Origin of the sequence: Streptomyces sp. NPDC004284 (genome assembly GCF_042874035.1) — a bacterium.
In the GTDB taxonomy this organism is placed as follows: domain Bacteria; phylum Actinomycetota; class Actinomycetes; order Streptomycetales; family Streptomycetaceae; genus Streptomyces.
This window is the reverse complement of the sequence record NZ_JBIAMJ010000016.1, coordinates 155,729-180,398: the sequence shown is the minus strand read 5'-3', so window position 1 is coordinate 180,398 and position 24,670 is coordinate 155,729. Positions and strand designations below refer to the sequence as shown.

Here is a 24,670-nt window from a genome sequence, read left to right as displayed (position 1 = left end):
CGACGGTACGGAGCGGCCGGGCGCGGGTCTTGAACTTTCGCGACAGGGGCCCGGTCAGCTGAAGTCGAGGCCGCCGGTGCGGGTGCGCTTGACCTCGAAGAGGTCGGGGTGGGAGGCGAGGACGCGGAAGCTGTCGAAGAGTTCGGCGGCCTTCTCGCCGCGCGGGATGGCGCGCAGGACGGGGCCGAACCAGACGGTGCCGTCGACGTGGATCGTGGGGGTGCCGACGTATCCCTCGGCCTCGGGGTCCTTGCCCGCGTCGTGGCTGCGGCGGACGGCCTCGTCGTAGGCCGGGTGGTGGGCGGCGGCGGCGAGTTCGGCGGGGAGTCCGAGCTCGGCCAGGGATGCGGCGACGACCGCGTCGAAGTCCTTGTTGTCCTGCTCGTGGATGCGGGTGCCGTACGCCGTGTAGAGCGGGCGCAGGATCTCGTCGCCGTACTTCTCGGCGGCCGCGGCGGCGACCCGGACCGGGCCGATGGAGGCGTCGACGAGCTCGCGGTACCAGTCGGGGAGTTCGTTGCCCTCGTTGTGGAAGTACAGGCTCATGACCTTGAAGCGGAGGTCGATGTCCCGGTGGCGCTCGACCTCCAGGATCCAGCGGGAGGTTATCCAGGCGAAGGGGCAGGCGGGGTCGAAGTAGAAGTCGACGGTGGGGCGGGGCGTGGTCTCGGTGCTCGTCATGGGAATGAATCTACTGGGGAGTTGGCCCGCTGCCACGGGCCATTCGCCGGCCGCTCGACTGGGCCACTTCGTGGTCAGTCCTCCCGCGTCATCTCGACGAGCTTGACCACGGTGTTCCAGTTCCGGCCGGTGGCGACGAGGCCCTTCACCACGGACGGGCGGGAGACGGCCTCGCCGAGCTTGGAGTTCCCGAGGCCCTCGGGGGTGTAGAGGTAGAGCACCCGGTCGCCGAGGGCAAAGTCCTCGGGGAGGTGGGCCTCGCGGTCGATGGCGGCGAAGCGCCCGGGGTCGGCGGGCTCGGAGTAGTAGATGGCGTGGAGTTGCTTGCCCTGCAGTTCGGCGGCCGGGAAGGGGCAGGCGTCGGCGACGGCGGCGAGGTAGTCGCCGTCGCGGACGAGGCAGTCGACGCGGAAGCCGAAACGCTCCTCGATCGCGTCCTCCAGCGCGGCCCTGAGCTCGTCCTCGCCCGCGCCGGAGTCGGTGGTGAAGACGGCGTTCCCGCTCTGGAGGTAGGTGCGGACGTCCGTGTGGCCGAGGCCTTCGAGGAGGTCGCGGAGCTCCGCCATGGGGACCTTGCGGCGCCCGCTCACGTTGATGCCGCGGAGCAGGGCCGCGTATGTCTTCGTCATGGGCCCCGATCCTAAGGCGGCCACCGCGCCTCGTGGGGGGCGGCGCGGTGGCCGGTTCGAACACTGTCCGATGGAGGGGGTTCGGAGAAGACCCTTCACCCATCTGTGACTTATTCAACAAGGTTTCGTAATGACTAATCCGTCATCTGCGTTGATAGCGGGCGAGGACCGGGAGCTGCGTGGATGGGAGACTTTGGCGCAAAGACACGGGTGAGGGAGAGGTCGATGGACGAGGCGCGGGCGCGGGAGATCCTGGACGGGGCGGGGCTGCCGGTCGCGGGGGCGCGGCTGCTCGCCCTGGGCGAGAACGCGGTCTTCGCGGTGGGCGATCTGGTGGTGAAGGTCGGCCGGGACGCGGAGCTGTTCGAGCGGGCCGGGCGGGAGCTCGCGCTGGCGTCCTGGCTGGCGGAGGCCGGGGTTCCGGCGGTCCGGGCGGCCGAGGAGAAGCCGCGCCTCGTGGACGGGCATCCGGTCACCCTCTGGCACCGGCTGCCGGAGGCGGTGCGGCCCACGGAGCCCCGTGACCTCGCGCCGCTGCTGCGGGCCGTCCACGCGCTGCCGGAGCCGGTGGGGTTCGCGCTGCCGCGCCGTGAGCTGCTCGGCGGGGTCGAGCGGTGGCTGCGGCTCGCGGGGGACGCGATCGATCCGGCGGACGCGGCCTTCCTGCGGGAGCGGCGCGACTCCTTCGCCCCGGCGGCGGCCGCGCTCACCCCGCACCTGGCCCCGGGCCCGATCCACGGGGACGCCCTCCCCCGGAACGTCCACGTCGGGCCCGACGGCCCGGTCCTGGTGGACCTGGAGACCTTCTCGTCGGACCTGCGCGAGCACGACCTCGTGGTCCTCGCCCTCTCCCGGGACCGGTACGGCCTGGACCCGGCGGCGTACGAGGCCTTCACCGGGGCGTACGGCTGGGACGTCCGGGAGTGGGAGGGGTGCGCGGTGCTGCGCGGCGCGCGGGAGACCGCGAGCTGCGCGTGGGTGGCGCAGCACGCCCCGGCGAACCCGAAGGCCCTCGCCGAGTTCGAGCGGCGGGTGGCCTCGCTGCGGGACGGCGACCCCGAGGTCCGCTGGTACCCCTTCTGACATCATGGTGTCCGGCGAACCGGCCGGTGGAGAACGGGGTGTTGAGATGCGGGTCGAACTGTCCGAGGTGACCCTCGACGTCGAGGTGGGCGGGGAGGGACCGGCCGTGCTGCTCGTGCACGGCTTCCCCGACAGCCACCACCTGTGGCGGCACCAGGTCGCGGCGCTGAACGCGGCCGGTTTCCAGACCGTCGCCCCCACGCTGCGGGGCTTCGGCGCCTCCGACCGCCCCGAGGGCGGCCCGGAGGCGTACCACCCGGGCAAGCACGTCGGCGATCTGATCGAGCTCCTGGCGCACCTCGGCCTCGACCGGGTCCACCTGGTGGGTCACGACTGGGGTTCCGGCATCGCGCAGGGCCTGACCCAGTTCTTCCCGGACCGGGTGCGGAGCCTGAGCATCCTGTCGGTGGGGCACCTGGGGTCCGTCCTGGGGGCGGGCTGGGAGCAGAAGCAGCGCTCCTGGTACATGCTGCTGTTCCAGCTCGCCGGGGTCGCCGAGGACTGGCTCGCCCGGGACGACTTCGCCAACATGCGGGAGATGCTGGGCGAGCACCCGGACGCGGAGTCCGTGGTCGAGCAGCTGCGCGCGCCGGGCGCGCTGACGGCCGCGCTGAACGTCTACCGCGCGGGCCTGCCGGCGGAGGTCCAGTTCGGCGCCGGCCTGCCGCTGGTGCCGCTGCCGGAGCAGGTCCCGGTGATGGGCGTGTGGTCGACCGGCGACCGCTTCCTCACCGAGCGCTCGATGTCCGGGACGGGCGAGTACGTCGCCGGGTCCTGGCGCTACGAGCGGGTCGAGGACGCGGGCCACTGGCTCCAGCTGGACCAGCCGGAGATGGTCAACGAGCTGCTGCTCTCCTTCCTCAAGGAGAACTAGGCCCCTCGAGGAGGACTAGGGCGCGGACAGGGCCGCCGACCGCAGGGGCCACGTGGAGTCGACGACAGCCTCCGCGTCGCCCTTGCGGCGCAGGAAGTCCTGGAAGTTCTCGGCCCAGGCCCGGTACCAGCCGATCTGCCGCTCGTGCAGCTCGGCCGGGTCCAGGGCGGCCACCTGGGGGTGCCGCTCGGCTATCGCGACGGCGACCCGGACGGCGGCGAGCGCGTCGGCGGCGGCCTCGTGGGCGGCTTCGAGGACCACGCCGTACTCCCCGCAGACCGCTTCGAGGGTCCGCTTGCCGCGCCGGTAGCGGTCGACGGCCCGGTCGATGGTGTACGGGTCGACGACCGGGCCGATGGCCGTCCCGCCGAGCCGCTCCTCGAGCGAGGGCAGCCCGTGCCGGCGCAGCTCGGCGGCGAGGAGCGTGAGGTCGAAGGAGGCGTTGTACGCGACGACCGGGACGCCGTCCTCCCAGTACGCGGCGAGGGTCCGCGCGATCTCGTCGGCGACCTCGCGGGCCGGGCGGCCCTCGGCGGCCGCGCGCTCGGTGCTGATGCCGTGGATCGCGGAGGCCTCCTCCGGAATGGGAACGCCCGGGTCCGCGAGCCAGTCCCGCCGGCTCCCGACCTGCCCCCCGCCGTCGACCTCGACGATCGAGGCCGTGACGATACGGGCCTCCAGCGGTTCGGTGCCGGTCGTCTCCAGGTCGAAGCCGACCAGCGTGTCGCCGTGCCAAGCCATCGGGTCCTCCTTACGTGATCTCCCCCGTGGTGTGACCACCCTCGCACGCGCCACTGACAACGTCCTCGGCTGCCCCCGCCGGATGCGCCCTCCGGGGGTCAGGAGACGGGCCGGGAGTCGAGCCAGACCGACTCGAATTCCTCCCGGTACGTCTCGAAGAGCCCGTGATCTCCGTCACGGGACGTCTGCCCGTGACGGACGACGTTGCGTCCGCCGCCGCGCAGGACGAGGACGGGCGCCTCCATGCCCCGGGCCCGGCGCAGATAGGACTGGACGACGCCGACGCCGTCCGGCCCGTCGCCGTCCACCAGGTAGGCGGTGAAGCGGGGGGTCTCGTCGAAGACGTGGATCTGGAAGGCGCCCGGGTCGCGCAGGCTCGAGCGGACCCGCCGCATGTGCAGGATGTTCATCTCGACCGAGCGGCTCAGCTCGCCCTTCTTCAGGCCGAGTTCGCGCTCGCGGCGCTTGACGGCGCTGCTCGCCGGGTTGAGGAAGAGGAGCCGGGTCCGGCAGCCGGACTCGGCGAGCCGGACCATGCGGCGGCCGGAGAAGTTCTGCACGAGCAGATTGAGGCCTATGCCGGTGGCGTCGAGGCGGCGGGCCCCGCCGAAGAGGTCCTCGGCGGGCAGCTGCCGCTGGAGCCGGACCCGGTCGGGGTGGACGGAGACGACGTCCGCGTACCGGTCGCCGACGAGGTCCTCGACCGCGTCCACGGGCAGCCGGTCGGCGGAGGGCACTCCGGCGCCGCTGCCGAGGATCTCCAGGATGCGGGCGGAGGCCCGCTCGGACTGGGCGAGGACGGTCAGCGACAGCGCCCGGTTGCGGGAGACCACGTTGCGCGTGACCTCCAGCTCGTCGAGGGCGAGCTCGACCTCGCGCCGGTCGTCGAAGTAGGGCTCGAAGCACGGCCAGTGCTGCACCATCAGCTCGCGCAGCTGGGGCAGCGTGAGGAAGCTCAGCACGTTGTCGTCGGCCGGGTCGAGGAGGTAGCCCTTGCGGCGGGAGACCTCGCGGACGGCGACCGCCCGCTGGACCCATTCCTGGCCGGCCGGTCCGGCGGCGGCCACCACCCACTCCTCGCCGTGCACCGGTTCGTACACGGGCCGCAGGACGGCGGCGACCACGGCCCGCAGCCGCTGTTCGACGAGGTTCAGCCAGATGTAGGCGCGGCCCGCGCGCTGGGCCCGGGTGCGGACCTCGCCCCAGGCCTCGGCGCCCCAGTCGAGCTCCGCCCCGATCTCCACCGGCCGGCCGACCGTGACCGTGCCGGGCGGGGCGCCCGCGCCCGGCGGCAGGACGACACCCGGCGGCACGGCCGCTCCGGGCGACGCCTCTGCGGGGTCGGCCGAGTCCCCCTCGCGCCCCGCGTCACCTGAGGGCAGCTCCAGACCTCCCGAGCTCACCCGCGCACCGCCTTCTGCTCCCGGACACCCGTTCCGGCGGACTGGATGACCATGTGACAACGATCAAGGAAGGGTACTCCGCGAGCGGAGGGCGGTGCAGCAGGATCGTCAGGCTGCTTCCTCAACTCCCGAGATCGGGCTGCCCGTTCTGGGAGGCGAGATCGGCCGGAGTGAGCGGATTCATAGCGGTTACGTCCCTGGGCACGAGCTGGAAGCCCTGCCAGTGGACGGGCATCGGCTGCTGGTCCTCGTCCCGGGCGATGTGGTGGAACCCGATGTTGACCCACACCGACGGTTTGGTCAGGGTCTCGCCGTTGACCCATTTGTCGACACTGTCCGGGGCGCCCCGACCGCAGTCGCCGATGTTGTTGCTCGCGAACTTCTCGCAGGCGCGGGACTGGGTGAAGTACACGCCGTGCTTGGTGAAGCCGCGGCCCGCGTGCGTGTCGGTGTGACCGGGCACGATCTCGTACGAGCGGGCGTGGCCGTCGGCGTTCTTGCCGGTGCCGCTGACCACCCGCCACCAGCGCATGTTCTTCGCGTCGCCGGCGAGTTCCTTGGTGACGGCGGTCTTCGTGGTCTTCACGGTGGGTCCGCCGCCGCCGGTGGGCGCGGTGACGGTGGAGTCGAACTGCTCGATCCGGTCCTTGGTGGAGCCGTCGAGGCCGAAGTCGAGCTTCCAGAAGACGTTGTGGGCGTGGCTGGTGGCGTAGCCGCGGGCACCCTTGCCGAGGGGCCAGCCGCGGCCGTCGGTGGCGTTGTAGTCGACGGGCGAGAGGCTGCCGGTGGCCCCGACGTTGGCGCCGATGGTGCCGTCGGCGGTGAAGCGCCACTCGGTGATGTACTCGTACCAGCCGACCTTGTTGACGGTGTAGACGAGCAGGTCCTTGGCCTGCGCCGCCCAGACCTTGGAGCCGTTGTCGCTGGCCATGCGGTACGCGTGCCCACGCGCCCGCGTGGTGGTGCACAGGCCCTTGACGTCGCCGACGTCGGTGACCTTGACGGTGGTGAGGGTGCCGCCGGGGCACTCGGTCGGCTTGAGGTTCTGCAGGCCGTAGCCGAAGCCGGCGCCGGTGAGGTCGTCGTACTCGGCGCCGCCGTCGTCGTAGGGCACGTGGATCTGGGCGAGCCGGGCGCTGTCGAGGACCTTGATGGGGGCGGCGGCGCCGGGCGGCTGGTAGGTGATCTTGTCGAGCGTGAGCCCGGCGTCGGTGTCGTAGCGCCAGCACATGCGCCAGGTCGTGCCGCCGTCGAGCTTCTGCGTGATGCGGTACGCGGCCGAGCAGTCGGGCGTGGTGGGTGACGGCGCCCGCGTCGGGGCGGGGGCGGCGGTCGCGGGTCCGGCGGCGGCCGTGGCGGTGCCGAGCAGGACGGCGGCGGCCAGGACGGCACCCCGCTTGCGGGTGCGCGGGTCGAGCTGGATGGACATGGGGACGTGCTCCCTCGTACGTGTCGTGGGGCCGGGGACCGGGGCGGCGGTGGTCAGCCGACGCGGGTGACGGTCCTGGCGGAGAGGTCGACGATCAGGTTCCGGGTGTCGATCCAGGCGCCGTTGAGGACCTTGGTGACGAGCCGGACGCACCGGTGCTCCCCGCAACGGGAGAGCTGTGCGGGCACGTTGGTCTCGCGGTAGGTGCGGTAGACGTCGCCGTTGAACCACAGCTGCCGGCTGGAGGTGAGCTCCTTGCCGGTGGCGTCCTCGTAGTCCTCCTTGACGCCCTTGCCGAGCGGGCTCGCGAGGATCAGCTCCAGGGCTTCGCGCAGCTCGTCGGGGTGGGCGGAGGGCTGGACCCCGCGCTGCGCACCGGACTTCTCGACCTTGCCGGTGTCGAGGTTGACGGTCTTCGTGATGAGCTCGTCCCGCCCGTAGTCGTAGAGGCGGACCTCGGCGCGGCGCGACGCGTCGCCCGGCACCGGGTCGGCGAGCCGGGTGCCGAGGCGCTGCGGGCCGCGGCCGCCCGTGACGTCGTGCTGGGCGGAGGCGGCGGGCGGGGTCAGCGCCAGTGCCTCGGCCCGGGCGAGCTCGTCGTCGGTGAGCGGGTCGCTGCCGACGCCCTTCTCCCCCTCGGTCGCGGGCGGGATCACGGTGGCCGGCGGCGGCGCGGAGCCCGCCGTCCGCCCGTCGGCCCCTCCCTGTCCGGAGGCGTCGGCCGCCGGCGTGCCGGCCGCTCCGGCGATCCCGGTCGGTCCCCCGGTTCCGGCCGCTCCGGCCGCCCCGTTCGCTCCCGCCTGCCCCGGCAGGCTGATCGCCACCGCGACGGCGGTTCCCGTCACCGCCATGGCCGCCCCTGCCACCACCTTCCCCAGGTGGCGGCGAACTATTTCGTACACATTTCCCCCTCTATCCCCCTCATGGTTGCGGTCACCCGGTAGGACGGGGCGAAGTCCTAGGAGGTTGCGACTCTTTCGGGCAGGATCTGACGGAATAACACCCGTAAAACCCGGACAGAAGAGGAAGAGTCGTATCCATGCAGGTCTGGCCGGGACAGGCGTACCCCCTGGGCGCCACCTATGACGGAGCGGGCACCAACTTCGCGGTCTTCTCGGAGGCCGCCCACAGGATCGAGCTGTGTCTGCTGCACGACGACGGCTCGGAGACGGCGGTGGAGCTGCGCGAGACCGACGCGTTCGTGCGGCACGCCTATCTGCCGGGCGTGATGCCCGGTCAGCGGTACGGGTTCCGGGTGCACGGCCCGTACGCGCCGGAGCGCGGGCTGCGCTGCAACGCGGCGAAGCTGCTGCTCGACCCGTACGCGCGCGCGGTGTCGGGGCAGGTGAAGTGGGGGGAGGCGGTGTACGGGTACCCGTTCGGGCGGCCCGACGCGCGCAACGACCTCGACTCGGGCCCGCACACGATGACCTCGGTGGTCGTGAACCCGTACTTCGACTGGGGCGACGACCGGCGCCCGCGCACCGAGTACCACCACACGGTGATCTACGAGGCCCATGTGAAGGGCCTGACGATGCTGCACCCGGACCTTCCGGAGGAGCTGCGCGGGACGTACGCGGGGCTCGCGCACCCCTCGGTCATCGGCCACCTGAAGGAACTGGGCGTCACCGCGCTCGAACTGATGCCCGTTCACCAGTTCGTGAACGACCACCGGCTCGTGGACGCGGGGCTCTCCAACTACTGGGGCTACAACACGATCGGCTTCTTCGCCCCGCACAACGCCTACGCGTCCTGGGGCGACCGGGGCCAGCAGGTCCTGGAGTTCAAGGCGGCGGTCCGGGCGCTGCACCAGGCGGGCATCGAGGTCATCCTCGACGTGGTCTACAACCACACGGCCGAGGGCAACCACCTGGGCCCGACGCTCTCCATGCGGGGCCTGGACAACCCCTCGTACTACCGGCTCGCGGACGACCCCCGGTACTACACGGACACCACCGGCACCGGGAACTCGCTGCTCATGCGCTCCCCGCACGTGCTCCAGCTGATCATGGACAGTCTGCGGTACTGGGTGACCGAGATGCACGTGGACGGCTTCCGCTTCGACCTGGCGGCCACCCTGGCGCGCCAGTTCCACGAGGTGGACCGGCTGTCCTCGTTCTTCGACCTGGTGCAGCAGGACCCGGTGGTGAGCCAGGTGAAGCTGATCGCCGAGCCGTGGGACGTGGGCGAGGGCGGCTACCAGGTGGGGAACTTCCCGCCGCTGTGGACCGAGTGGAACGGCAAGTACCGGGACTGCGTGCGGGACCTGTGGCGGGGCGAGCCGCGCACGCTCGCCGAGTTCGCCTCCCGGCTGACCGGATCCTCCGATCTGTACCAGGACGACGGGCGGCGGCCGCTCGCCTCGGTCAACTTCGTGACCTGCCACGACGGTTTCACCCTGCGGGACCTCGTCTCGTACAACGACAAGCACAACGAGGCGAACGGCGAGGGCAACCGGGACGGCGAGAGCTACAACCGGTCCTGGAACTGCGGGGTGGAGGGCGAGACCGGGGACGTGGGGATCGTGGAGCTGCGCGCCCGCCAGATGCGCAACTTCCTCGCCACGCTGATGCTCTCGCAGGGCGTGCCGATGCTCAGCCACGGCGACGAGTTCGGGCGGACGCAGGGCGGCAACAACAACGCGTACTGCCAGGACAACGAGGTCTCCTGGGTGCGGTGGCCGAAGGAGAACAGCGAGGCGGAGGCCACGCTGCTGCGCTTCACGCGCGCGATGGTCCGGCTGCGCCGGGAGCATCCGGTCTTCCGGCGCCGCCGCTTCTTCCACGGCCGGCCGGTGGAGGGCACCCACGACGAGCTGACCGACATCGCCTGGTTCACGCCCGAGGGCGAGGAGATGACCTCCCGCGACTGGCAGGCGGCGCACGCCCAGGCGCTGACCGTCTTCCTCAACGGCAACGCCATCTCGGAGCCGGGACCGCAGGGCGAGCGGATCGCCGACGACTCCTTCCTGCTGATGTTCAACGCCTCCTCGAAGGAGCTGGAGTTCTCGGTCCCGGACGGCCACGGGCGCTGCTGGCGCATGGTCGTGGACACCTCGGACCCGGAGGGCATGCCGCCGCAGGAGGGCCCGGAGCTGGCGGGCGGCGAGCGGGTGTCGCTCGCGCCGCTCAGCCTGACCGTTCTGCGCCGGCCGGCCTGAGGTCCCGTACGGGCCCGGCCACCCGCACCGACCAGGAGAGGGCCGCGCAGGCCGCGGCCGCCCCCACCGCCACCGCGAAGGCGGCGGGGGCGCCCTCGCCCTCGGCGAGCCGGCCCGAGACGGCGAGGGCGAGGGCCTGACCGCCCACGATGCCGCTGGTGAGGAAGGCCATCGACTCGGCGAGCCGGGCGGCCGGCACGGTCCGCTCGGTGAGCCCGAAGACGGTGATCAGATGCGGGGCGTAGGCGGCGCCGAGGACGACGACGACCGCGTACAGCGCGCCCAGGGAGCCGACGAACGGCAGCGGTACGGACAGGACGACGAGCCCGGCGGTCGCGGCCCGCCAGCGGGTCGTGAGCCCGATCCGGGCGGGCACGGCGGCCATGGAGAGGCCTACGGCGGCGCTCATGACGCCCATGGCGGCGTAGACGAGCCCGGCCTGGGCGGGGACGCCGAGCCGCTCGGTGAGGGCGGTGATCCCGGCCTGCGAGGCGCCGAACATGGCGCCCTGGAGGACCATCGTGGCGCGCAGGGCGTACGCGGATCCCGGCAGCCGCGTCCGTTCGGCGGCACTCGTACGGGTGGATGTCACCGGTGCCGCCGCCCGGGCCGTCGGATGGAGGGCGAAGGCCGTCCCGCAGGCGGCCAGCAGGAGCGCCGCCAGGAGCAGCGCGGCGGCCGGGTGGGCGAGGGCGGCGGCGAGGCCGACGAGGGCGGGGCCGAGGACGAAGGAGACCTCGTCGAGGGTGCCCTCGAAGGAGAGCACCGCGCCGACGAGCCGGTCGTCCGCGCCGGAGCGTCGGGCGAGGGCCACGGAGCGGGTCCGGGCGAGCGGCCCGACCTGCGGGACGGTGGCCCCGGCGAGCGCCCCCAGCACCATGAGCGGGCCGGTGGCGGCGCCGGCGAGGGCGGCGAGGACCAGGGCGGTGACGGCGACCGCGTTGGCGAGGGAGGCCGCGAGGACCACCCCGCGCTGGCCGTGCCGGTCGGCGAGCCGGCCGATGACGGGCCCGGCGACGGTCTGCCCGGCGGCGAGCGCTCCGCCCGTGAGCCCGGCGGTGGCGAGCGAGCCGCTCGTCTCGGCGACCAGGAGGAGGCTGCCGAGCTGGCACATGGCGGTGGGCAGCCGGCCGAGGAACGAGACGACGGGCAGGGCCGGTCCGAGCAGGGACAGCGTGTCGCGATACATCCGGAGCATCACGCGAACGTAACGCGATGCACTCGAACGGGTGCATGGGGCGATGACACAGAAGCCTTCCGGCGGGGTACGTACGTTCGCATGACGCCCATTCCACCCACGTCGACCTACCGGCTCCAGCTCCAGCCGGAGTTCCCGTTCGCGGCCGCCGAGCGCGCCGTGCCGTACCTGGCCGGCCTCGGCGTCTCGCATCTGCACCTGTCCCCGGTCCTGGAGGCGGTGCCCGGCTCGACCCACGGCTACGACGTGACCGACCACGGCTCCGTACGGGCCGAACTGGGCGGCGAGGAGGGGCTGCGGGCGCTCGCGGCGACCGCGCGGGCGCACGGCCTCGGTCTGGTCGTGGACCTGGTGCCCAACCACATGGCGGCCTCCCCCCGGCACAACCGCGCGCTGCGCGCCGTCCTCAGAGACGGCCCGGACTCGCCGTACGCCCGCTGGTTCGACATCGACTGGCGGGCCGGGGACGGGCGGCTGCTGCTCCCGGTGCTGCCCGCGCGGCTCCCGGAGGTGCGGGACCGGTTCCGGGTCTCGGGCGGCTCCCTGCACCTGGACGGCCAGGAGTTCCCGCTCCGCCCGGGCACCGAGGACCTGCCGCCGGACGAGCTGCTCGACGCCCAGTGGTACCGGCTCGGCTGGTGGCGGCTGGCCCGCACCGAGCTCAACTACCGGCGCTTCTTCACCGTCTCGGAGCTCATCGGGGTGCGGGTGGAGCACCCCGAGGTGTTCGCGGCGAGCCACGCGAAGATCGTGGAGCTGGTCGCGGACGGGGTGATCGAGGGGCTGCGCATCGACCACCCGGACGGACTCGCCGACCCGCAGGGCTACTTGGAGGACCTGGCGGCGGCGACCGGCGGGCGCTGCTGGACGGTCGTCGAGAAGATCCTCACGGGCGCGGAGACGCTGCCCGCCGCCTGGCCGGTCGCGGGCACCACCGGGTACGACGCGCTCCGGCAGCTCGACGGGGTGTTCACCGACCCGGTCGGAGCCGACGAACTCACCGATTCCTACCGGGAGTTCGTCGGCAAGGCCGGGGACCGGGGCGGCCACTGGGAGGCGACCGGGCGCCGCGCGGCGTACGAGGTGGTCACCCATGACCTGGCGTCCGAGACGGCCGCGCTGACCCGGATCGCCGGCCGGATCTGCGCCGCCGACCCCGCGCTGCGGGACCACGCCCCCTGGGCGCTGCGCACCGCGATCCGCGAGCTCCTCGTCCGCGTCCCCGTCTACCGGACCTACCGGACCGGCGGCAAGGAGGTGCTGACCCCGGAGGCGGCGCGCGGCGCGAAGGCCGCGTTCGCGGTGCCGGAGGAGGCGACGGCGGTCGACCTCGTACGGGACCTGGCGCTCGGCACGCTCGGCAACGGTCCCGAACACCGTTCTTTCCGCGCGCGGTTCGCGCAGACGTCCTCCGCGCTGCGGGCCAAGTCCGTGGAGGACACGGCCTTCTACCGGTACACGCCGCTGCTCTCGGCGAACGAGGTCGGCGGGGACGCGGGCCGTCCGGCGGTGCCGGTGGAGGAGTTCCACGCGTACTGCCTGCGGATCGCCCGGGACTGGCCGGGCACCGGCACCGTGCTCTCCACGCACGACACCAAGCGCAGCGCGGACGTCCGGGCCGCGATCGCGGTGCTCGCCCAGTGCCCCGAGGTGTGGGCGGAGCTCCTCGCGGAGGTCTCGGGGGTGCCCGCGCCCGATCCGCACGTGGCGTGGACGGCCTGGCAGACGGCCTTCGGCTTCGGCACCCCGGACCCGGACCGGCTCGGCCCCGCGATCCTCAAGTCCGTACGGGAGGCGGGGCTGCGGACCAGCTGGACCGAGCCGGACGCGGCGTACGAGCGGGCGGTGGCCGAGTTCGCGGCGGCCGGGCCCGGCCGGATCCCGCTCCGGGCGGCCTCGGCGGCGGCCTTCGCCCTGGAGCCGCACATCCGGGCGCACGCCCTCGGCGCGGCACTCGCGCAGCTGACGATGCCGGGGGTGCCGGAGCTGTACCAGAACACGGAGCGGGAGTACCGGGCGCTCGTCGACCCGGACAACCGGGCGCCCTTCGCGGTCGGCCCGGACGACGAGCGCACGGCCCTGGTCCGGGCGGCGCTGCGGCTGCGGCGCGCGCATCCGGAGGCCTTCGGCCCGGGCGGCACGTACGTCCCGCTGGCGGCGGAGGGCCCGGCGGCCGCGCACTGTCTGGCCTTCGCCCGCTCCGGCCGGGTGATCACGGCCGTGACCCGGCTCTCCCTGCGGCTCGCCCGGGCGGGCGGCTGGCAGGACACGGAGCTGGTGCTGCCCGAGGGGCGCTGGACCGACGCGCTCGACGGCGTGCGGGAGTTCACGGGCGGCCCGGCGACGGAGGTCAAGCTGGCGGAGCTGTTCGCGGAGCGGCCGGTGGCGCTGCTGGTCCGGGGGGAGTGAGTCTTGATGCCACGGCCATGACAAGCTGACGATCATGACGAAAGATCAGACCGGGCGGATCATCGGCGCCGCGTTCGGACTCGTGTTCATCCAGGCCAACGCGGTCGCCCTGCCGACGGCGGTCGCCGCGCCGCTGCGGCTGCTGTCCCTCGCCGCGTTCCTCTGGGTGGCCGTCCTCGGGCGGCGCGGCCGGGCGACGGCGACGGCACCGGCCGAATCCGGCACCCGGTTCGGCCGGCGCTACTGGTACGTGGTGGCGGTCGAGGTGGCCGGCCTCGCGGCCGGACTCTTCGTGATCGCCCGCGTGCTGCACACCCCGGCGGCGTCCGTGGGCTGGATCGCCTTCGTCGTCGGCGTGCACTTCTCCGGCCTGGCGGTCGCCTGGCGCAGGCCCGCGCTCCATGTGCTCGGAGCCTCGATCGCGGTCTGCGGCGCGGCGGGCGTGGCGCTCGCGGCCTTCGACCTCCCGGTCGTCGCGGTCAGGACCGTCGCCGGGGTCCTCCCCGGCGTCCTGCTGCTCGCCTCGGTGCTGCGGCCGGGCCGCACGAGCCCGGCCGCGGCCGAGGTCAGGAGCGGGACGCCCGCGTGACCCAGCACTCGGTGTACTCGGAGGCGTCGCCGGTTCCGGGGTACCGGGTGGACACGTCGACGCTCTTGGAGGCGCCCGCGGCGACCGCGACGGCGGTCGTCCTCGCGGTCGCCGGGGTGACGCCGGCGCCCGTGTCGCCCTTGAACTCCGTCGTGAAGTCGTAGTCGTAGTCGAACGTGTTGTCGTTCTTGATGGTGACCCGGGCGACCAGGTTCTTGCTCGCCGGGTCGTACGTGCACGAGTCGATGGTCAGATCGCGAACGGCCTTGTCGGAGCTGCCGGTGCTGCCGGACACGGAGCCGCTGTCCGAGGTGCTGTCGTTGTCGCTGTGGTTGCTGCCGCTGCTGTGGCTGCCGGAGCTGTGGCCGCCGCCGCAGCTGCCGCCGTGCGAGCCGCGGGCACCGGTCAGGGCGACGACCGCGATGCCGAAGACGGCGATGGCACGGACATGGCGCATGTTCATATGTAAATCCCCGTGAAAAGTGGCGGTTCGAGCGTCCGTTTGACGGGCGCACGTCACCCTAGCAGCGGGGGCGGGGCCCCTCAGCCGCCCGGCCGGACGATGAGACTGCGGGGAGCGCGGGTGATGAGGCCCGTGGACACGGGACGGAAGCCGTCGGCGAGGCGCAGGCGGGGCATGGCCGTGAAGAGGGCGCGCAGGGCGTACTCGGCCTCGAATCCGGCCAGGAGGACCGCCGGGCAGAAGCCCGCCCCGTAGGTGAGCTGGCCCGGGTCGTTGCGAAAGGGATCGAAACGATCGGGCGCGCGGAAGCGCTCCGGGTCGCGTCCCGCCGAGCCGACGAGCAGGGCGACGGACGCGCCCGCCGGCACGACACCGCCGCTCACCGGCACCTCGGCGGCGGTGCGGCGCACCGCGATCTGCACGGGCGGGTCCCGGCGCAGCGACTCGGTCCAGGCGCGGGAGACGAGTCCGGCGGGCGCGTCGCGGAGGGCGGCGACCTGGTCGGGATCGGCGAGGACGTTGCCGAGGAAGGAGGCGAGCGCCTTCTCCCGTACGGCGATCTGGGCGCCGCACTCCCCCGCGAGCGCGCCCGCCGCCCGGCCGCGGACGAGCCGCATCATGTCGCGGTAGGGCACGCCGACGGCCGCGGCGACGGTTCCGGCGGGCAGCCAGTGGCAGAAGTCGGCGACCAGGTCGGCCTGGGGCCGTTCGGCGATCCGGCGGGCCAGGACGTAGGCCGTTCGTTCGGTGACCGCGCGCAGGGTCTCGACGTCGACGTCGACGTGGGCCCGCGCGCAGGGCGGGTCGCCGGGCCGGTGCCCGTGCGTGAAGCGTTCGTCGGTGAGGGCGGCGGCCACGTCCGCGTACCGGCTGAGGACCCAGGCCCGCAGCAGCGGGTCGTACGTGAGCGGGAACTCCTCGCGCAGGGTGCGGTGGATCCCGTGCGGGTCGCGTGAGGCGCCGGGGTCGAGGGGGCTGGGCGCGACGGTCCGCCCGCCGGGCGGGACGGGTCCGGCGGCGGCCCGGTCGGCGAGGGTCCGGACGCGCCCGGGGGCGGGGGACCCCGGGGCGGCTCCGGCCGGCGGCGGCGCCGGTGCCATCGACGGCAGTCGTGTCCAGGGGTCCCCGGAAGGCAGGCCGTTCCCCGTGCCCCGCTTCGGCTCGTCGCTCATCGCGCCCCCTGTCGGTCGGCGGTGGGTGCCGCGGCCGGAGATCGTGGCGCGCGTCTGCCCAGCCCATCATCGCGCGGGCCCCACCGCCCGCCGCGTACCGCCGAACGGGTGAACGCCCACGTCGTGCGATTCAGCCCACGCCATGCGATGCGGACTCGGCCCACGCCGCGCTCGGGCTCAGCCCACGTCGTGCTCGGGCTCAGCCCACGTCGTGCTCGGGCTCGGCCCGCGTCGTGCGATTCAGTCGTGCGACAGCCGGAAGGACATCTGGCCGAAGCCGACCACGTCCCCCGGCCGGACCGCCACGGCGCCGGTGACCCGCCGCCCGTTGACGGTGGTGCCGTTCGTCGAGCCGAGGTCGCGCAGCACCCACGTCCCGCCCTGGAGCGAGAGTTCGGCGTGCAGCCGCGAGGCCGTCTCGTGGCTGAGCCGCAGGCCGTTGACCGGGTCGCGGCCGATCCGCAGCGGATACGGGCCGGGGTGCGGAAGGAGCAGCTTCGGCAGCCGCTCGGCGGTCCAGGCGCGTCCGATCCGCGCCGTGAACGCGGACATCTTCTCGACCGCCCCGACGACGCGCCGGGTCCAGGTGCCGTCGGTCCTCAGGTCGGCGGTGAGCAGGGCGAGTTCGTCGGGCCGGCGGGCCTGGAGCGCGCGCTCCATCCGGAAGAGGAAGGTGTCGTGCGAGAGGCGGCCCTGAGCGGCGCCCTCACGGAGCAGCCCCAGCGCCCGGTCCCGCTCGGCGTCGGTCAGCCGAGGGGAGTTCGCGGGAAGCTCGAAAGGGGTCGTCACGCGAGTGATTGTCCGCCGGTCGGGCCCGAGGTGTCCAGAAGGACCCCGGACCTGGGGAAACTCCGTACCGGTACGGCGACATCGCTGTTACGGTCTGCGGGCTCGACGACGACAGACTTCCCGGGGGAACCACGACGTGACCACGTCTTCCGCACCGTCCACCACCGACCTCACCGTCCGCCCGCTCACCGGGCCGGAGGAACTCGACCTGTTCCTCCGCCTCACGTACTCGCTCGACCACGAACTCGCCGACGACCTCGCCACCGGCCGCCGTCTCCCCGGGTGGATGTGGGTGGCGCTCGACGGCGACCGGCTCCTCGGCCGGCTCTCCTGGTGGACGGGCACGCCGGGGGCCGAGCCGCAGGCGCTCGACTTCTTCGACCTCGCCCCGGAGCTGGACGCCGAGGAGCGCGCCGAGGTCGGTCTGCGGCTCCTGGAGACGGCGACGGCCGCGGTGGTCCCGGCGGGGGCGCGGCGCCCCGAGTTCGGACGGTTCATGCCGGCGGACTGGCGCGAGGTGCCGGAGACCCGGTCGCTCCTGGAGTCGGTGTTCTCCGTCCTGGAGCGCACGGGCGCGCGCCCGCTGGTCGAGCGGCTGCGTCTGGAGTGGCGGCCCGGCACCCCCGTACCGGAGCCGAAGGGCCGTCTGGAGTTCCGTCCCGTGCGGGACCGGGAGGATCTGGTCGCGCTGATGACGCCGGTGATGGAGGGCACGCTCGACGCGCACGGGCAGGCCGATCTGGCCTCGGGCCTGTCGGCGCGGGAGGCGGCGGAGCTGCACTTCGACGAGGAGCTCGGGACCTACTCCTCGCCCCGCGCGTGGTGGCGGGTCGCCCAGCTGCCGGAGAGCGGCGAGCCGGTCGGCTTCGTCGTCCCCGCGCGGAACAACTACCACCACACGATCGCGTACATCGGTGTGCTGCCCGCCCACCGCGGGCACGGACACGTCGACGACATCCTGGCGGAGGGGACCCGGGTCCTGGCCGCCGCCGACGTGCCGCGGATCCGGGCGGCGACGGACCTGGGGAACGTGCCGATGGCGGCGGCGTTCGCCCGCGCGGGCTACGTGACGTTCGAGCACGCGATCAACTACGTGTGGGACGTGCCGGGCGCGTCGGGGTCCTGACTGCCAGGATGGTCGCGGTAGCCGTGCTGGAGTGACCGTCGACGAGGGGATTCCCGTGCTCTTCGAGGTGTGGGCGCCGAGCGCCCGTGACCGGGTGACGCTGGAGCTGAACGGCTCCGACCATCCCCTGGACCGGGACGCGGAACGGGACGGCTGGTGGTCGGGCGTGGTGCCCGCCGGGGACGGCGACCGGTACGGCTTCTCGCTCGACGGCGGGCCCGTGCTCCCCGACCCCCGCTCGCGCCGGCTGCCCGACGGGCCCGACGGGCTGAGCGCGGTCGTCGACCACTCGGCGTACGCCTGGCGCCACGAGTCCCCGCGGCTGCGGCTGCGCGGCGCCGTCCTGTACGAGCTGCACGTCGGCACCTTCACCCCGGAGGGCACGCTCGACGCGGCGGCCGCGCGCCTCGGGGAGCTCGCGGGCCTCGGCATCACCCATGTGGAGCTGATGCCGCTGTGCCCGTTCCCCGGGGTGCGGGGCTGGGGGTACGACGGGGTGGCGCCGTGGGCGGTCCACGAGCCGTACGGCGGTCCGCAGGCGCTGAAGCGGTTCACGGACGCGGCGCACGGGCTCGGCATGGGCGTGGTCCTCGACGTGGTGCACAACCACCTGGGCCCGTCGGGAAACCATCTCCCGTCCTTCGGGCCGTACTTCACGGACACCCACCACACGCCGTGGGGCGCGGCGGTGAACCTGGACGCGCCGGGCTCGGACGAGGTGCGGGCGTACTTCCTGGGGAGCGCGCTCGCCTGGCTGCGGGACTACCGGATCGACGGGCTGCGGCTCGACGCGGTGCACGCCCTCGCCGACACGCGGGCGCTGACCTTCCTGGAGGAACTCTCCGCCGCCGTCGACGAGTTGGCGAAGGAGCAGGGCCGCCAGCACTTCCTGATCGGCGAGTCCGACCTCGCGGACCCGCGCACGACGACCCCGCGCACGCTCGGCGGCCTCGGTGTGCACGCCCAGTGGAACGACGACTTCCACCACGCCCTGCACACCGCCCTGACGGGCGAATCGCAGGGCTACTACGGCGACTTCGCGCGCGCCCCGATGGCGGCGCTCGCCAAGACCCTCACCCGGGTCTTCTTCCACGACGGCACGTACTCCACCTTCCGGGGCCGCCACCACGGCCGTCCGGTGGACCGGGAGCGCACCCCCGCCCACCGCTTCCTCGGCTATGCGCAGACCCACGACCAGATCGGCAACCGGGCCCTCGGCGACCGCCTCTCGGCCTCGCTCTCCCCCGGCCTGCTGGCCTGCGCGGCGACGCTCGTCCTGACCGGCCCTTCGGTGCCGATGCTGTTCATGGGCGAGGAGTGGGGGGCGGGCACGCCCTGGATGTACTTCACCGACCACACCGACCCGGAGCTCGCGGAGGCCGTACGGCGGGGCAGGAAGCGGGAGTTCGCGGCGCACGGCTGGTCCGAGGACGAGGTCCCCGACCCGCAGGAGCCGGCCACCCGCGACCGCTCGGTCCTCGACCGGACCGAACGCGAGCGGGACCCGCACAAGCGGCTCCTCGCCTGGCACCGCCAGCTCATCGCGCTGCGCCGCACCCTGCCGGACCTGACGGACCCGGACCTGGCGGGCGTGAAGGTCGCCTTCGACGAGGAGGCCCGCTGGATGGTCTTCCGGCGCGGGGACCTGCGGGTGGCCGTGAACATGGGCGGGGATCCCGCGGTGATCCCGCTCGGCTCCAACGGCCGCGACCGGGTCCTGGCCTCCTGGGACCCGGTCGACGCCCCGGCGGCGGACGGTGTCCTCCGCCTCCCGGCCGAGTCGGCGATCGTCCTGACGGACGGCTGATCCGGCCGGTACGGCGCTACTCGACGATCGCCATCTCGCGCGGGGTGTTGTTGAAGCGGCGGCCCCCGCCGTCCTCCGTGGCCGTGACGATGTCCTCGATGCGGACGCCGAAGCGGCCCGGGAGGTAGACGCCGGGTTCGATGGAGAAGCACATGCCGGGGACGATGGGGAGTTCCTCGCCCTCGATCATGTACGGGGGTTCGTGGGTGGTGACGCCGATGCCGTGGCCGGTGCGGTGGATGAAGTACTCGCCGTAGCCGGCGTCCGTGATGACCTTGCGGGCCGCGCGGTCGACCTCCTGGCAGGCGACGCCGGGGCGGACGGCCTCGAAGCCGGCCTGCTGGGCCTCGCGGACGAGGTCGTGGACGCGGCGCTCCTCGTCGGTGGGTTCGCCGACGTGGACGGTGCGGGTGGTGTCGGAGCCGTAGCCGTGCTTGAGGCCGCCGAAGTCGAGGACGACCATGTCGCCGCGCTCGATGGTCCGGTCGCCGGCCTCGTGGTGCGGGTTGGCGCCGTTGGGGCCGGAGCCGACGACGGTGAAGTCGACCTGGGAGTGGCCGAACTCCATGAGGAGCCGGGCGAGGTCGGCGGCGACGTCGGTCTCCTTGCGGCCGGCGAAGCGGACCTTGAGGATCTCGCCGTACGCCTGGTCGGCGGCGGCCCCGGCGGCCGCGATCCGGGCCAGCTCGTGGGCGTCCTTGACGCCCCGGAGCATCGGCAGGGCCTCGGTGAGGGAGACGTACGAGGTGCCGGGCAGGGCCTGCTGGAGGCCGAGGAGGTGCATGGCCCAGGCGTTGTCGCTGACGCCGAAGCGGCCGTCGGCGTCGAGGAGGGGGGCGGTGACGGCGTACGGGTCCGTGCCGTCGGTCCAGTCGCGCAGGGCGAGCGCGGCGGAGCCGACGGCCTTCTCGGCGTCGGGGGCCTCCAGGGTGGGGACGACGAGGACGGGTTCCTGGCCGGCGGCGAGGACGAGGACGGTGAGCCGCTCGGTGATCGCGGTCGGCTGGTAGCCGGTGAGGTAGACGAGGTCGGGGCCGGGGGCGACGAGCACGCCCGCGAGTCCGGCGTCGGCGGCGGATTCGGCGGCGCGGGCCATCCGGGCCCGGTAGTCGTCCGCGGTGAAGGGCACGACCTGTTCCGACATGGTGGCTTCTCCTCGACGTCTTCGTCTGCGTCCGGTGCGACGTACAGCATCCTGCCGGGCGGGGGCGCGGGCCGCGACCGGATACCGGAGCGGGGTGACCGGTCAGCGGCGGTCGGGGCCCTGCGCGATGAGCCGTTCCAGGAGCGCGTGGAAGTCGTCGCCGACGACGATCCGCAGCTCGCCGTGCTCCTCGTCGTGCTCGCTGAGCTGGGTGAGGGTGCCGCCGCGCCACCAGAAGACGTACGGGCTGATGGCGCCCGGCACGTCCTCGTACCCGGCGGCGGCGAAGGAGGCCATCGCGCCGAGGGCCGGGATGATCGAGGTGTCCCGGATGGGGTGGAAGGCGAGCTGGTGCCGGAAGGGCAGGGCGACGAGGGCGCCGTGCTCGCCGAGCGGGAGGCCGGTGACGCGCCGGACGACGCCGTCGAGGTCGAGGACGCGGCTGGCGGTGTAGAAGGAGTCGCCGAGGATGACCTCGAAGCACATGCCGTCGGCGTCGCGGACGGTCTCGTGCTCCTCGACGGGCAGCCCGCGCAGGTTGCGCAGGGCCCGGTCGCGGAGCTGCGCGTGGTCGCCGAGCCGTTCGAGGGCCTCGTCGGTGAGCATCATGACGCTCTCCGGCAGGTCGAGGGCGAGGACCTCGTAGAGGTTGGGGGCGACGGTCCTGGCGTAGCCGAAGGCGCCGGCGTCGATGCCGTCGCCGCTGACGACCCGGGGGTAGAGCTGGGCGCGGATCTGCTCGGGCGGCAGGGTGTCGAGCGCGGAGGGGCCGTCCATGGCGCGGACGACGAGGCCGACGTGGCGGTGGATCAGGCCGGGCCAGACGCGGGGGCCGCGCCGGTCCTGGTGGCAGACGGCGGCGAGGTTGCCGAGGCCGAAGCGGCGGGCCTTGTCGTCGACGACGTGGCCGGCGTAGACGGTGACCTCCAGGCCGAGTTCGGCGAAGGTCTCGCGGACCCGGCCGCGGAAGAGCGCGGCCTCGCGCTGGGAGAAGTACGCGAACTCGGGGTCCCTCGGTGCGTCGTCGCCGTCCCGCCTGGGTCCTCGTCGCAGCCACCCCACGCCCGTCCGCCTTCCGTCGCCGTTGGGCACAGGGTAGCGACTGCGGATGTCAGCGCTTGAGCCGTCGTACGAACTCGGCCACGGGCCCGGAGGGTTCGCGGCCCGCTCCCGCCGGGAGGAGGAGTTCGGTGCGGTGGACGAGGCGGGGCGCGACCAGGGGGACGGCCGCCGCGCCGGGGACGCCCCGCGCGGCGGGCAGCGGCAGGAGGGCCAGGCCGTGCCCGGCGGCGGCGAGGGCCGCGAGGGTGCGGGTGTCGGTGCCCTCGTAGCGCAGGGCGTCGCGGAAGCCGCGCCCGGCGGGCCCGCCGTGGACGGCCCGCAGCCGGTCGAGGGGGATGCCCGCGTCGGGCGCGTCCAGCCAGCGGGCGTCGACGAGGTCGTCGAGGCGGAGGCCGGGGCGTCCGGCGAGCGGATGGTGGGCGGGCAGGACGACGACGAGCGGTTCCTCGGCGACGCCGGTCGCGGCGAGCGGGGCGACGTCGGTGAGCCGCAGCGGGTCGCTGGGGGACGCGATGCCGTCGACGAGTCCGGCGTCGGCCTCGCCGGTGGCGACGGCGGCGGGCACCCGCTCGCGGGGCAGCCCGCGCAGGGTGGCCCCGGTGGCGGGCAGGGCGGCGAGGGTGTGGGGGGTGAGGGCGAGCGGGGAGGCGGCGACGTCCAGGGTCGCGCGGGGCGCGGCGGCGAACCGGTCGAGGTCGGCGCGGGCCGCGTCGAGGCGGAGCAGCAGCGCCCCGGCGTGTTCGAGGAGCCGTTCCCCGGCCGGGGTGGGGGCGACGGGCCGCCGGGTGAGCAGGGGCAGTCCGAGGTCGGTCTCCAGGGCGGCGATGTGCTGGGAGACGGCGGACTGGGTGTAGCCGAGGTCGCGCGCGGCGTCGGAGAAGGACGCGAGGCGGGCGACGGTGACGAAGGTGCGGAGGAGGTGCGGGTCCATGCGGCGGTCAGGACCCGAAGGGGGTCTTCAGGAGGTCCTTGGCGTAGTACGCGAGGGAGCGGTTGTAGCGGGGCAGGAGGGGTGCGAGGGCGCCGAGGGCGAGGGAGGCGGCCTCGCGGTCGCGGCCGGTGTCGGCGAGGGCGAGGGCGAGGAAGGCGTCGACGGCGCCGGAGAGGGCCTGCTCGTCGGCGTCGAGCTGTTCGGCGGGGAGGGCGCGCTCGGCGGTGAGGAGTTCGACGCCGAGGTCGGGGCGGCCGAGGTTGCGCAGGCTGCTGGCGAGCTGGATGACGGCCCGGCGGCGGCGCAGTCCGGTGAGGCCGAGGTCGAGGGCCCGCCGGTAGTGGACGACGGCCTCCTCGGGCATGCCGGTGGAGTCGTGGGCGGCGCCCAGCTCGAAGACGGCGGCCGCGTCGTCGGAGGACCGCTCGGCGGCGAGCTCGGCGACGCGGGCGCGGAAGTCGGCGGGCTCGTGCTCGTCGAGGCGCTCCCAGAGGGCGGTGACGCGGGCTTCCCAGTCGTGATCGTTCGTCATGCGCCCACCCTAGCCGGAGGGGCATAAGCATCCGTGATGGAAAGTGCAGCAATCATCGTTGGACGTGAACGAGGGGCGCCGCCCAGCATGGTGGCCATGACCACGAACACGCACACCCCCCGGATCGCCCTGGTCGGCGACCGCTCCCCGCACGTCCGCTCGCACGTCCGCATCCCGGTCCTCCTGGACGCCCTCGCCGAGCGGGACGACCTCGCCCTCGACGCGTACTGGATCCCGACGGTCGACGCGGAGGCCCCCGGCGCGGTGAAGGGCTTCGACGCGGTGTGGGTGCTGCCGGGCAGCCCGTACGCGAGCGAGGCGGGGGCCCTGGCGGCGATCCGTACGGCCCGCGAGGACCGCATCCCCTTCCTCGGCACCTGCGCCGGCTTCCAGCACACCCTGATCGAGTACGCGCGGGACGTCTGCGGTCTGGAGCGGGCGGCGCACGCCGAGAACGACCCCGCGGCCGACCCGGACGACCTGCTGATCGCGCCGCTCGCCTGCTCGCTCGTGGGCCACGAGGGCGTCGTACGGGTCACCCCGGGCTCGCTCGCCGAGAGGGCGCTCGGCGCGGAGCGGACGACGGAGCGGTACCACTGCAACTACGGCGCGGACAGCCGCCACCTGGACACCCTGCGGGCGCACGGCCTCCGCTTCACGGGCGCCGACGAGGAGGGCGGGATCCGGATCGCCGAACTCCCCTCGCACCCCTTCTTCCTGGCGACCCTCTTCCAGCCGGAGCTGTCGGGCGACGGCACCCGCCCGCACCCGCTGATCCGGGCGCTGGCGGTGGCGGCGACGGAACACGCGGGCGTCGGAGTCCTCCAGGCCCGCTAGACCCCGTCCGTGGATCATGCTCCGACGGCCGGCCGTAGGCTGTCGGCATGCTACTGATCCACGACGGAATGACAGCCGCCGATGCGCCCGTCCCGCGCACCGGCGGCCTCCCGCTCGTTCCGGACGGCTTCGTCTGGCCCCGGTGCCGCACGTGCGACGGGGCCATGCAGTTCCTCGTCCACCTACCGCTGCCGTTCGGCGTGGTGGCGGTCTTCTTCTGCCAGAACGACCCCGGCATGTGCGACGACTGGGACGCCACCTCCGGGGACAACGCCGCCTTCCTCTTCCGCGGCGACCTCTCCCCGGCCACCGCCCCGCCCCACGGCGAGACCACCCTCGGCGCGGTCACCGCCCTCCTCCCCCACCCCGAGCACACCCCCACCCGCCGCCCCGTCCTGGGCCGCCTGGGCGGCACCCCGGACTGGCTCCAGGACGACGAGACCCCCGTCTGCCCCGCCTGCGCCCGCCCCATGGCCTTCACCGCGCAACTGGAGGAGGGCCACGACTACGCCACCGCCGCCAACTTCGGCGGTGGCGGCCTCGGCTACGTCTTCAGCTGCCAGCACTGCGGCGAGGCCGCGTTCCTCTGGCAGCGCTGAGACCGCGGGACG

Annotated in this window: 23 protein-coding genes; 9 read left to right on the top strand and 14 right to left on the bottom strand. The window is 73.9% G+C overall.

Annotated elements, in window-relative coordinates; genetic code table 11:
• Window positions 1-54: 54 nt before the first annotated feature.
• On the bottom strand, window positions 55-681 hold the full coding sequence (locus ACFYUS_RS31470) for a DsbA family protein (protein ID WP_388859686.1): 627 nt from the start codon (window positions 679-681) through the stop codon (window positions 55-57).
• Window positions 682-755: 74 nt separating this feature from the next.
• Window positions 756-1,310: a DUF1697 domain-containing protein gene (locus ACFYUS_RS31465; RefSeq protein ID WP_388859683.1), complete on the bottom strand. Its 555-nt coding sequence runs from the start codon at window positions 1,308-1,310 to the stop codon at window positions 756-758.
• 225 nt (window positions 1,311-1,535) lie between these two features.
• Between ACFYUS_RS31465 and ACFYUS_RS31460 the strand changes: the two genes are divergently transcribed.
• Together ACFYUS_RS31460 and ACFYUS_RS31455 are read left to right on the top strand one after the other, a co-directional pair.
• Window positions 1,536-2,393, top strand: coding sequence for a phosphotransferase enzyme family protein (locus ACFYUS_RS31460; RefSeq protein WP_388859680.1), 858 nt, complete (start codon window positions 1,536-1,538; stop codon window positions 2,391-2,393).
• Between the two features lie 46 nt (window positions 2,394-2,439).
• Entirely contained in the window at window positions 2,440-3,267 is an 828-nt protein-coding gene (locus ACFYUS_RS31455) for an alpha/beta fold hydrolase (protein ID WP_388859677.1), read from the top strand.
• Window positions 3,268-3,282: 15 nt separating this feature from the next.
• On the opposite strand, the gene ACFYUS_RS31450 is transcribed toward ACFYUS_RS31455, so the two are convergent.
• From ACFYUS_RS31450 to ACFYUS_RS31435, 4 genes are all read right to left on the bottom strand, one after another.
• The gene (locus ACFYUS_RS31450; RefSeq protein WP_388859674.1) at window positions 3,283-4,008 is read right to left on the bottom strand and encodes a 3'-5' exonuclease; all 726 of its coding nucleotides are present in this window, start codon (window positions 4,006-4,008) and stop codon (window positions 3,283-3,285) included.
• A gap of 98 nt (window positions 4,009-4,106) precedes the next feature.
• Complete coding sequence (locus ACFYUS_RS31445) at window positions 4,107-5,411, bottom strand: SAV2148 family HEPN domain-containing protein (protein WP_388859671.1); 1,305 nt, start codon at window positions 5,409-5,411, stop codon at window positions 4,107-4,109.
• Window positions 5,412-5,532: 121 nt separating this feature from the next.
• Complete coding sequence (locus ACFYUS_RS31440) at window positions 5,533-6,840, bottom strand: copper amine oxidase (protein ID WP_388859668.1); 1,308 nt, start codon at window positions 6,838-6,840, stop codon at window positions 5,533-5,535.
• Window positions 6,841-6,893: 53 nt separating this feature from the next.
• Complete coding sequence (locus ACFYUS_RS31435) at window positions 6,894-7,691, bottom strand: Tat pathway signal sequence domain protein (protein WP_388859665.1); 798 nt, start codon at window positions 7,689-7,691, stop codon at window positions 6,894-6,896.
• A gap of 188 nt (window positions 7,692-7,879) precedes the next feature.
• On the opposite strand from ACFYUS_RS31435, the gene glgX reads away from it, so the two are divergent.
• Entirely contained in the window at window positions 7,880-10,000 is a 2,121-nt protein-coding gene (gene glgX, locus ACFYUS_RS31430) for a glycogen debranching protein GlgX (protein WP_388859663.1), read from the top strand.
• Here glgX and ACFYUS_RS31425 read toward each other — a convergent pair.
• A complete protein-coding gene (locus tag ACFYUS_RS31425; protein WP_388859750.1) occupies window positions 9,969-11,189 on the bottom strand; it encodes an MFS transporter in 1,221 nt (406 codons plus the stop codon). The two genes, glgX and ACFYUS_RS31425, sit on opposite strands and share 32 nt — an antisense overlap.
• 90 nt (window positions 11,190-11,279) lie before the next feature.
• Between ACFYUS_RS31425 and treY the strand changes: the two genes are divergently transcribed.
• Both treY and ACFYUS_RS31415 read left to right on the top strand, forming a co-directional pair.
• On the top strand, window positions 11,280-13,607 hold the full coding sequence (gene treY, locus ACFYUS_RS31420; protein WP_388859660.1) for a malto-oligosyltrehalose synthase: 2,328 nt from the start codon (window positions 11,280-11,282) through the stop codon (window positions 13,605-13,607).
• A 34-nt stretch (window positions 13,608-13,641) separates the two neighbouring features.
• Entirely contained in the window at window positions 13,642-14,196 is a 555-nt protein-coding gene (locus ACFYUS_RS31415) for a hypothetical protein (protein WP_388859657.1), read from the top strand.
• Here ACFYUS_RS31415 and ACFYUS_RS31410 read toward each other — a convergent pair.
• From ACFYUS_RS31410 to ACFYUS_RS31400, 3 genes are all read right to left on the bottom strand, one after another.
• Window positions 14,174-14,653: a hypothetical protein gene (locus ACFYUS_RS31410; RefSeq protein ID WP_388859654.1), complete on the bottom strand. Its 480-nt coding sequence runs from the start codon at window positions 14,651-14,653 to the stop codon at window positions 14,174-14,176. The genes ACFYUS_RS31415 and ACFYUS_RS31410 overlap by 23 nt on opposite strands.
• Before the next feature lie 86 nt (window positions 14,654-14,739).
• Window positions 14,740-15,831 carry a cytochrome P450 gene (locus ACFYUS_RS31405; RefSeq protein ID WP_388859651.1) on the bottom strand — a complete coding sequence of 364 codons (1,092 nt, stop codon included), beginning with the start codon at window positions 15,829-15,831 and terminating at the stop codon, window positions 14,740-14,742.
• 240 nt (window positions 15,832-16,071) lie between these two features.
• Window positions 16,072-16,620 (bottom strand): FHA domain-containing protein, encoded by a 549-nt coding sequence (locus ACFYUS_RS31400; protein ID WP_388859648.1) that lies wholly within the window; start codon window positions 16,618-16,620, stop codon window positions 16,072-16,074.
• Between the two features lie 136 nt (window positions 16,621-16,756).
• Between ACFYUS_RS31400 and ACFYUS_RS31395 the strand changes: the two genes are divergently transcribed.
• Window positions 16,757-17,746, top strand: coding sequence for a GNAT family N-acetyltransferase (locus ACFYUS_RS31395; RefSeq protein WP_388859645.1), 990 nt, complete (start codon window positions 16,757-16,759; stop codon window positions 17,744-17,746).
• Window positions 17,747-17,801: 55 nt separating this feature from the next.
• The gene (treZ, locus tag ACFYUS_RS31390) at window positions 17,802-19,553 is read left to right on the top strand and encodes a malto-oligosyltrehalose trehalohydrolase (RefSeq protein WP_388859747.1); all 1,752 of its coding nucleotides are present in this window, start codon (window positions 17,802-17,804) and stop codon (window positions 19,551-19,553) included.
• 16 nt (window positions 19,554-19,569) lie between these two features.
• Here the strand turns inward: treZ and ACFYUS_RS31385 are convergent, their stop codons facing one another.
• The 4 genes from ACFYUS_RS31385 to ACFYUS_RS31370 form a co-directional block, all read right to left on the bottom strand.
• Entirely contained in the window at window positions 19,570-20,697 is a 1,128-nt protein-coding gene (locus tag ACFYUS_RS31385) for an aminopeptidase P family protein (RefSeq protein WP_388859642.1), read from the bottom strand.
• Between the two features lie 102 nt (window positions 20,698-20,799).
• Window positions 20,800-21,759 (bottom strand): hypothetical protein, encoded by a 960-nt coding sequence (locus ACFYUS_RS31380; RefSeq protein WP_388859639.1) that lies wholly within the window; start codon window positions 21,757-21,759, stop codon window positions 20,800-20,802.
• Window positions 21,760-21,808: 49 nt separating this feature from the next.
• On the bottom strand, window positions 21,809-22,690 hold the full coding sequence (locus tag ACFYUS_RS31375) for a LysR family transcriptional regulator (protein ID WP_388859636.1): 882 nt from the start codon (window positions 22,688-22,690) through the stop codon (window positions 21,809-21,811).
• 7 nt (window positions 22,691-22,697) lie between these two features.
• Window positions 22,698-23,222, bottom strand: coding sequence for a tetratricopeptide repeat protein (locus tag ACFYUS_RS31370; protein ID WP_388859633.1), 525 nt, complete (start codon window positions 23,220-23,222; stop codon window positions 22,698-22,700).
• 96 nt (window positions 23,223-23,318) lie between these two features.
• Between ACFYUS_RS31370 and ACFYUS_RS31365 the strand changes: the two genes are divergently transcribed.
• Both ACFYUS_RS31365 and ACFYUS_RS31360 read left to right on the top strand, forming a co-directional pair.
• Window positions 23,319-24,059 (top strand): hypothetical protein, encoded by a 741-nt coding sequence (locus ACFYUS_RS31365; protein WP_388859630.1) that lies wholly within the window; start codon window positions 23,319-23,321, stop codon window positions 24,057-24,059.
• Window positions 24,060-24,127: 68 nt separating this feature from the next.
• Complete coding sequence (locus ACFYUS_RS31360; RefSeq protein ID WP_388859627.1) at window positions 24,128-24,658, top strand: hypothetical protein; 531 nt, start codon at window positions 24,128-24,130, stop codon at window positions 24,656-24,658.
• Window positions 24,659-24,670: the final 12 nt, after the last annotated feature.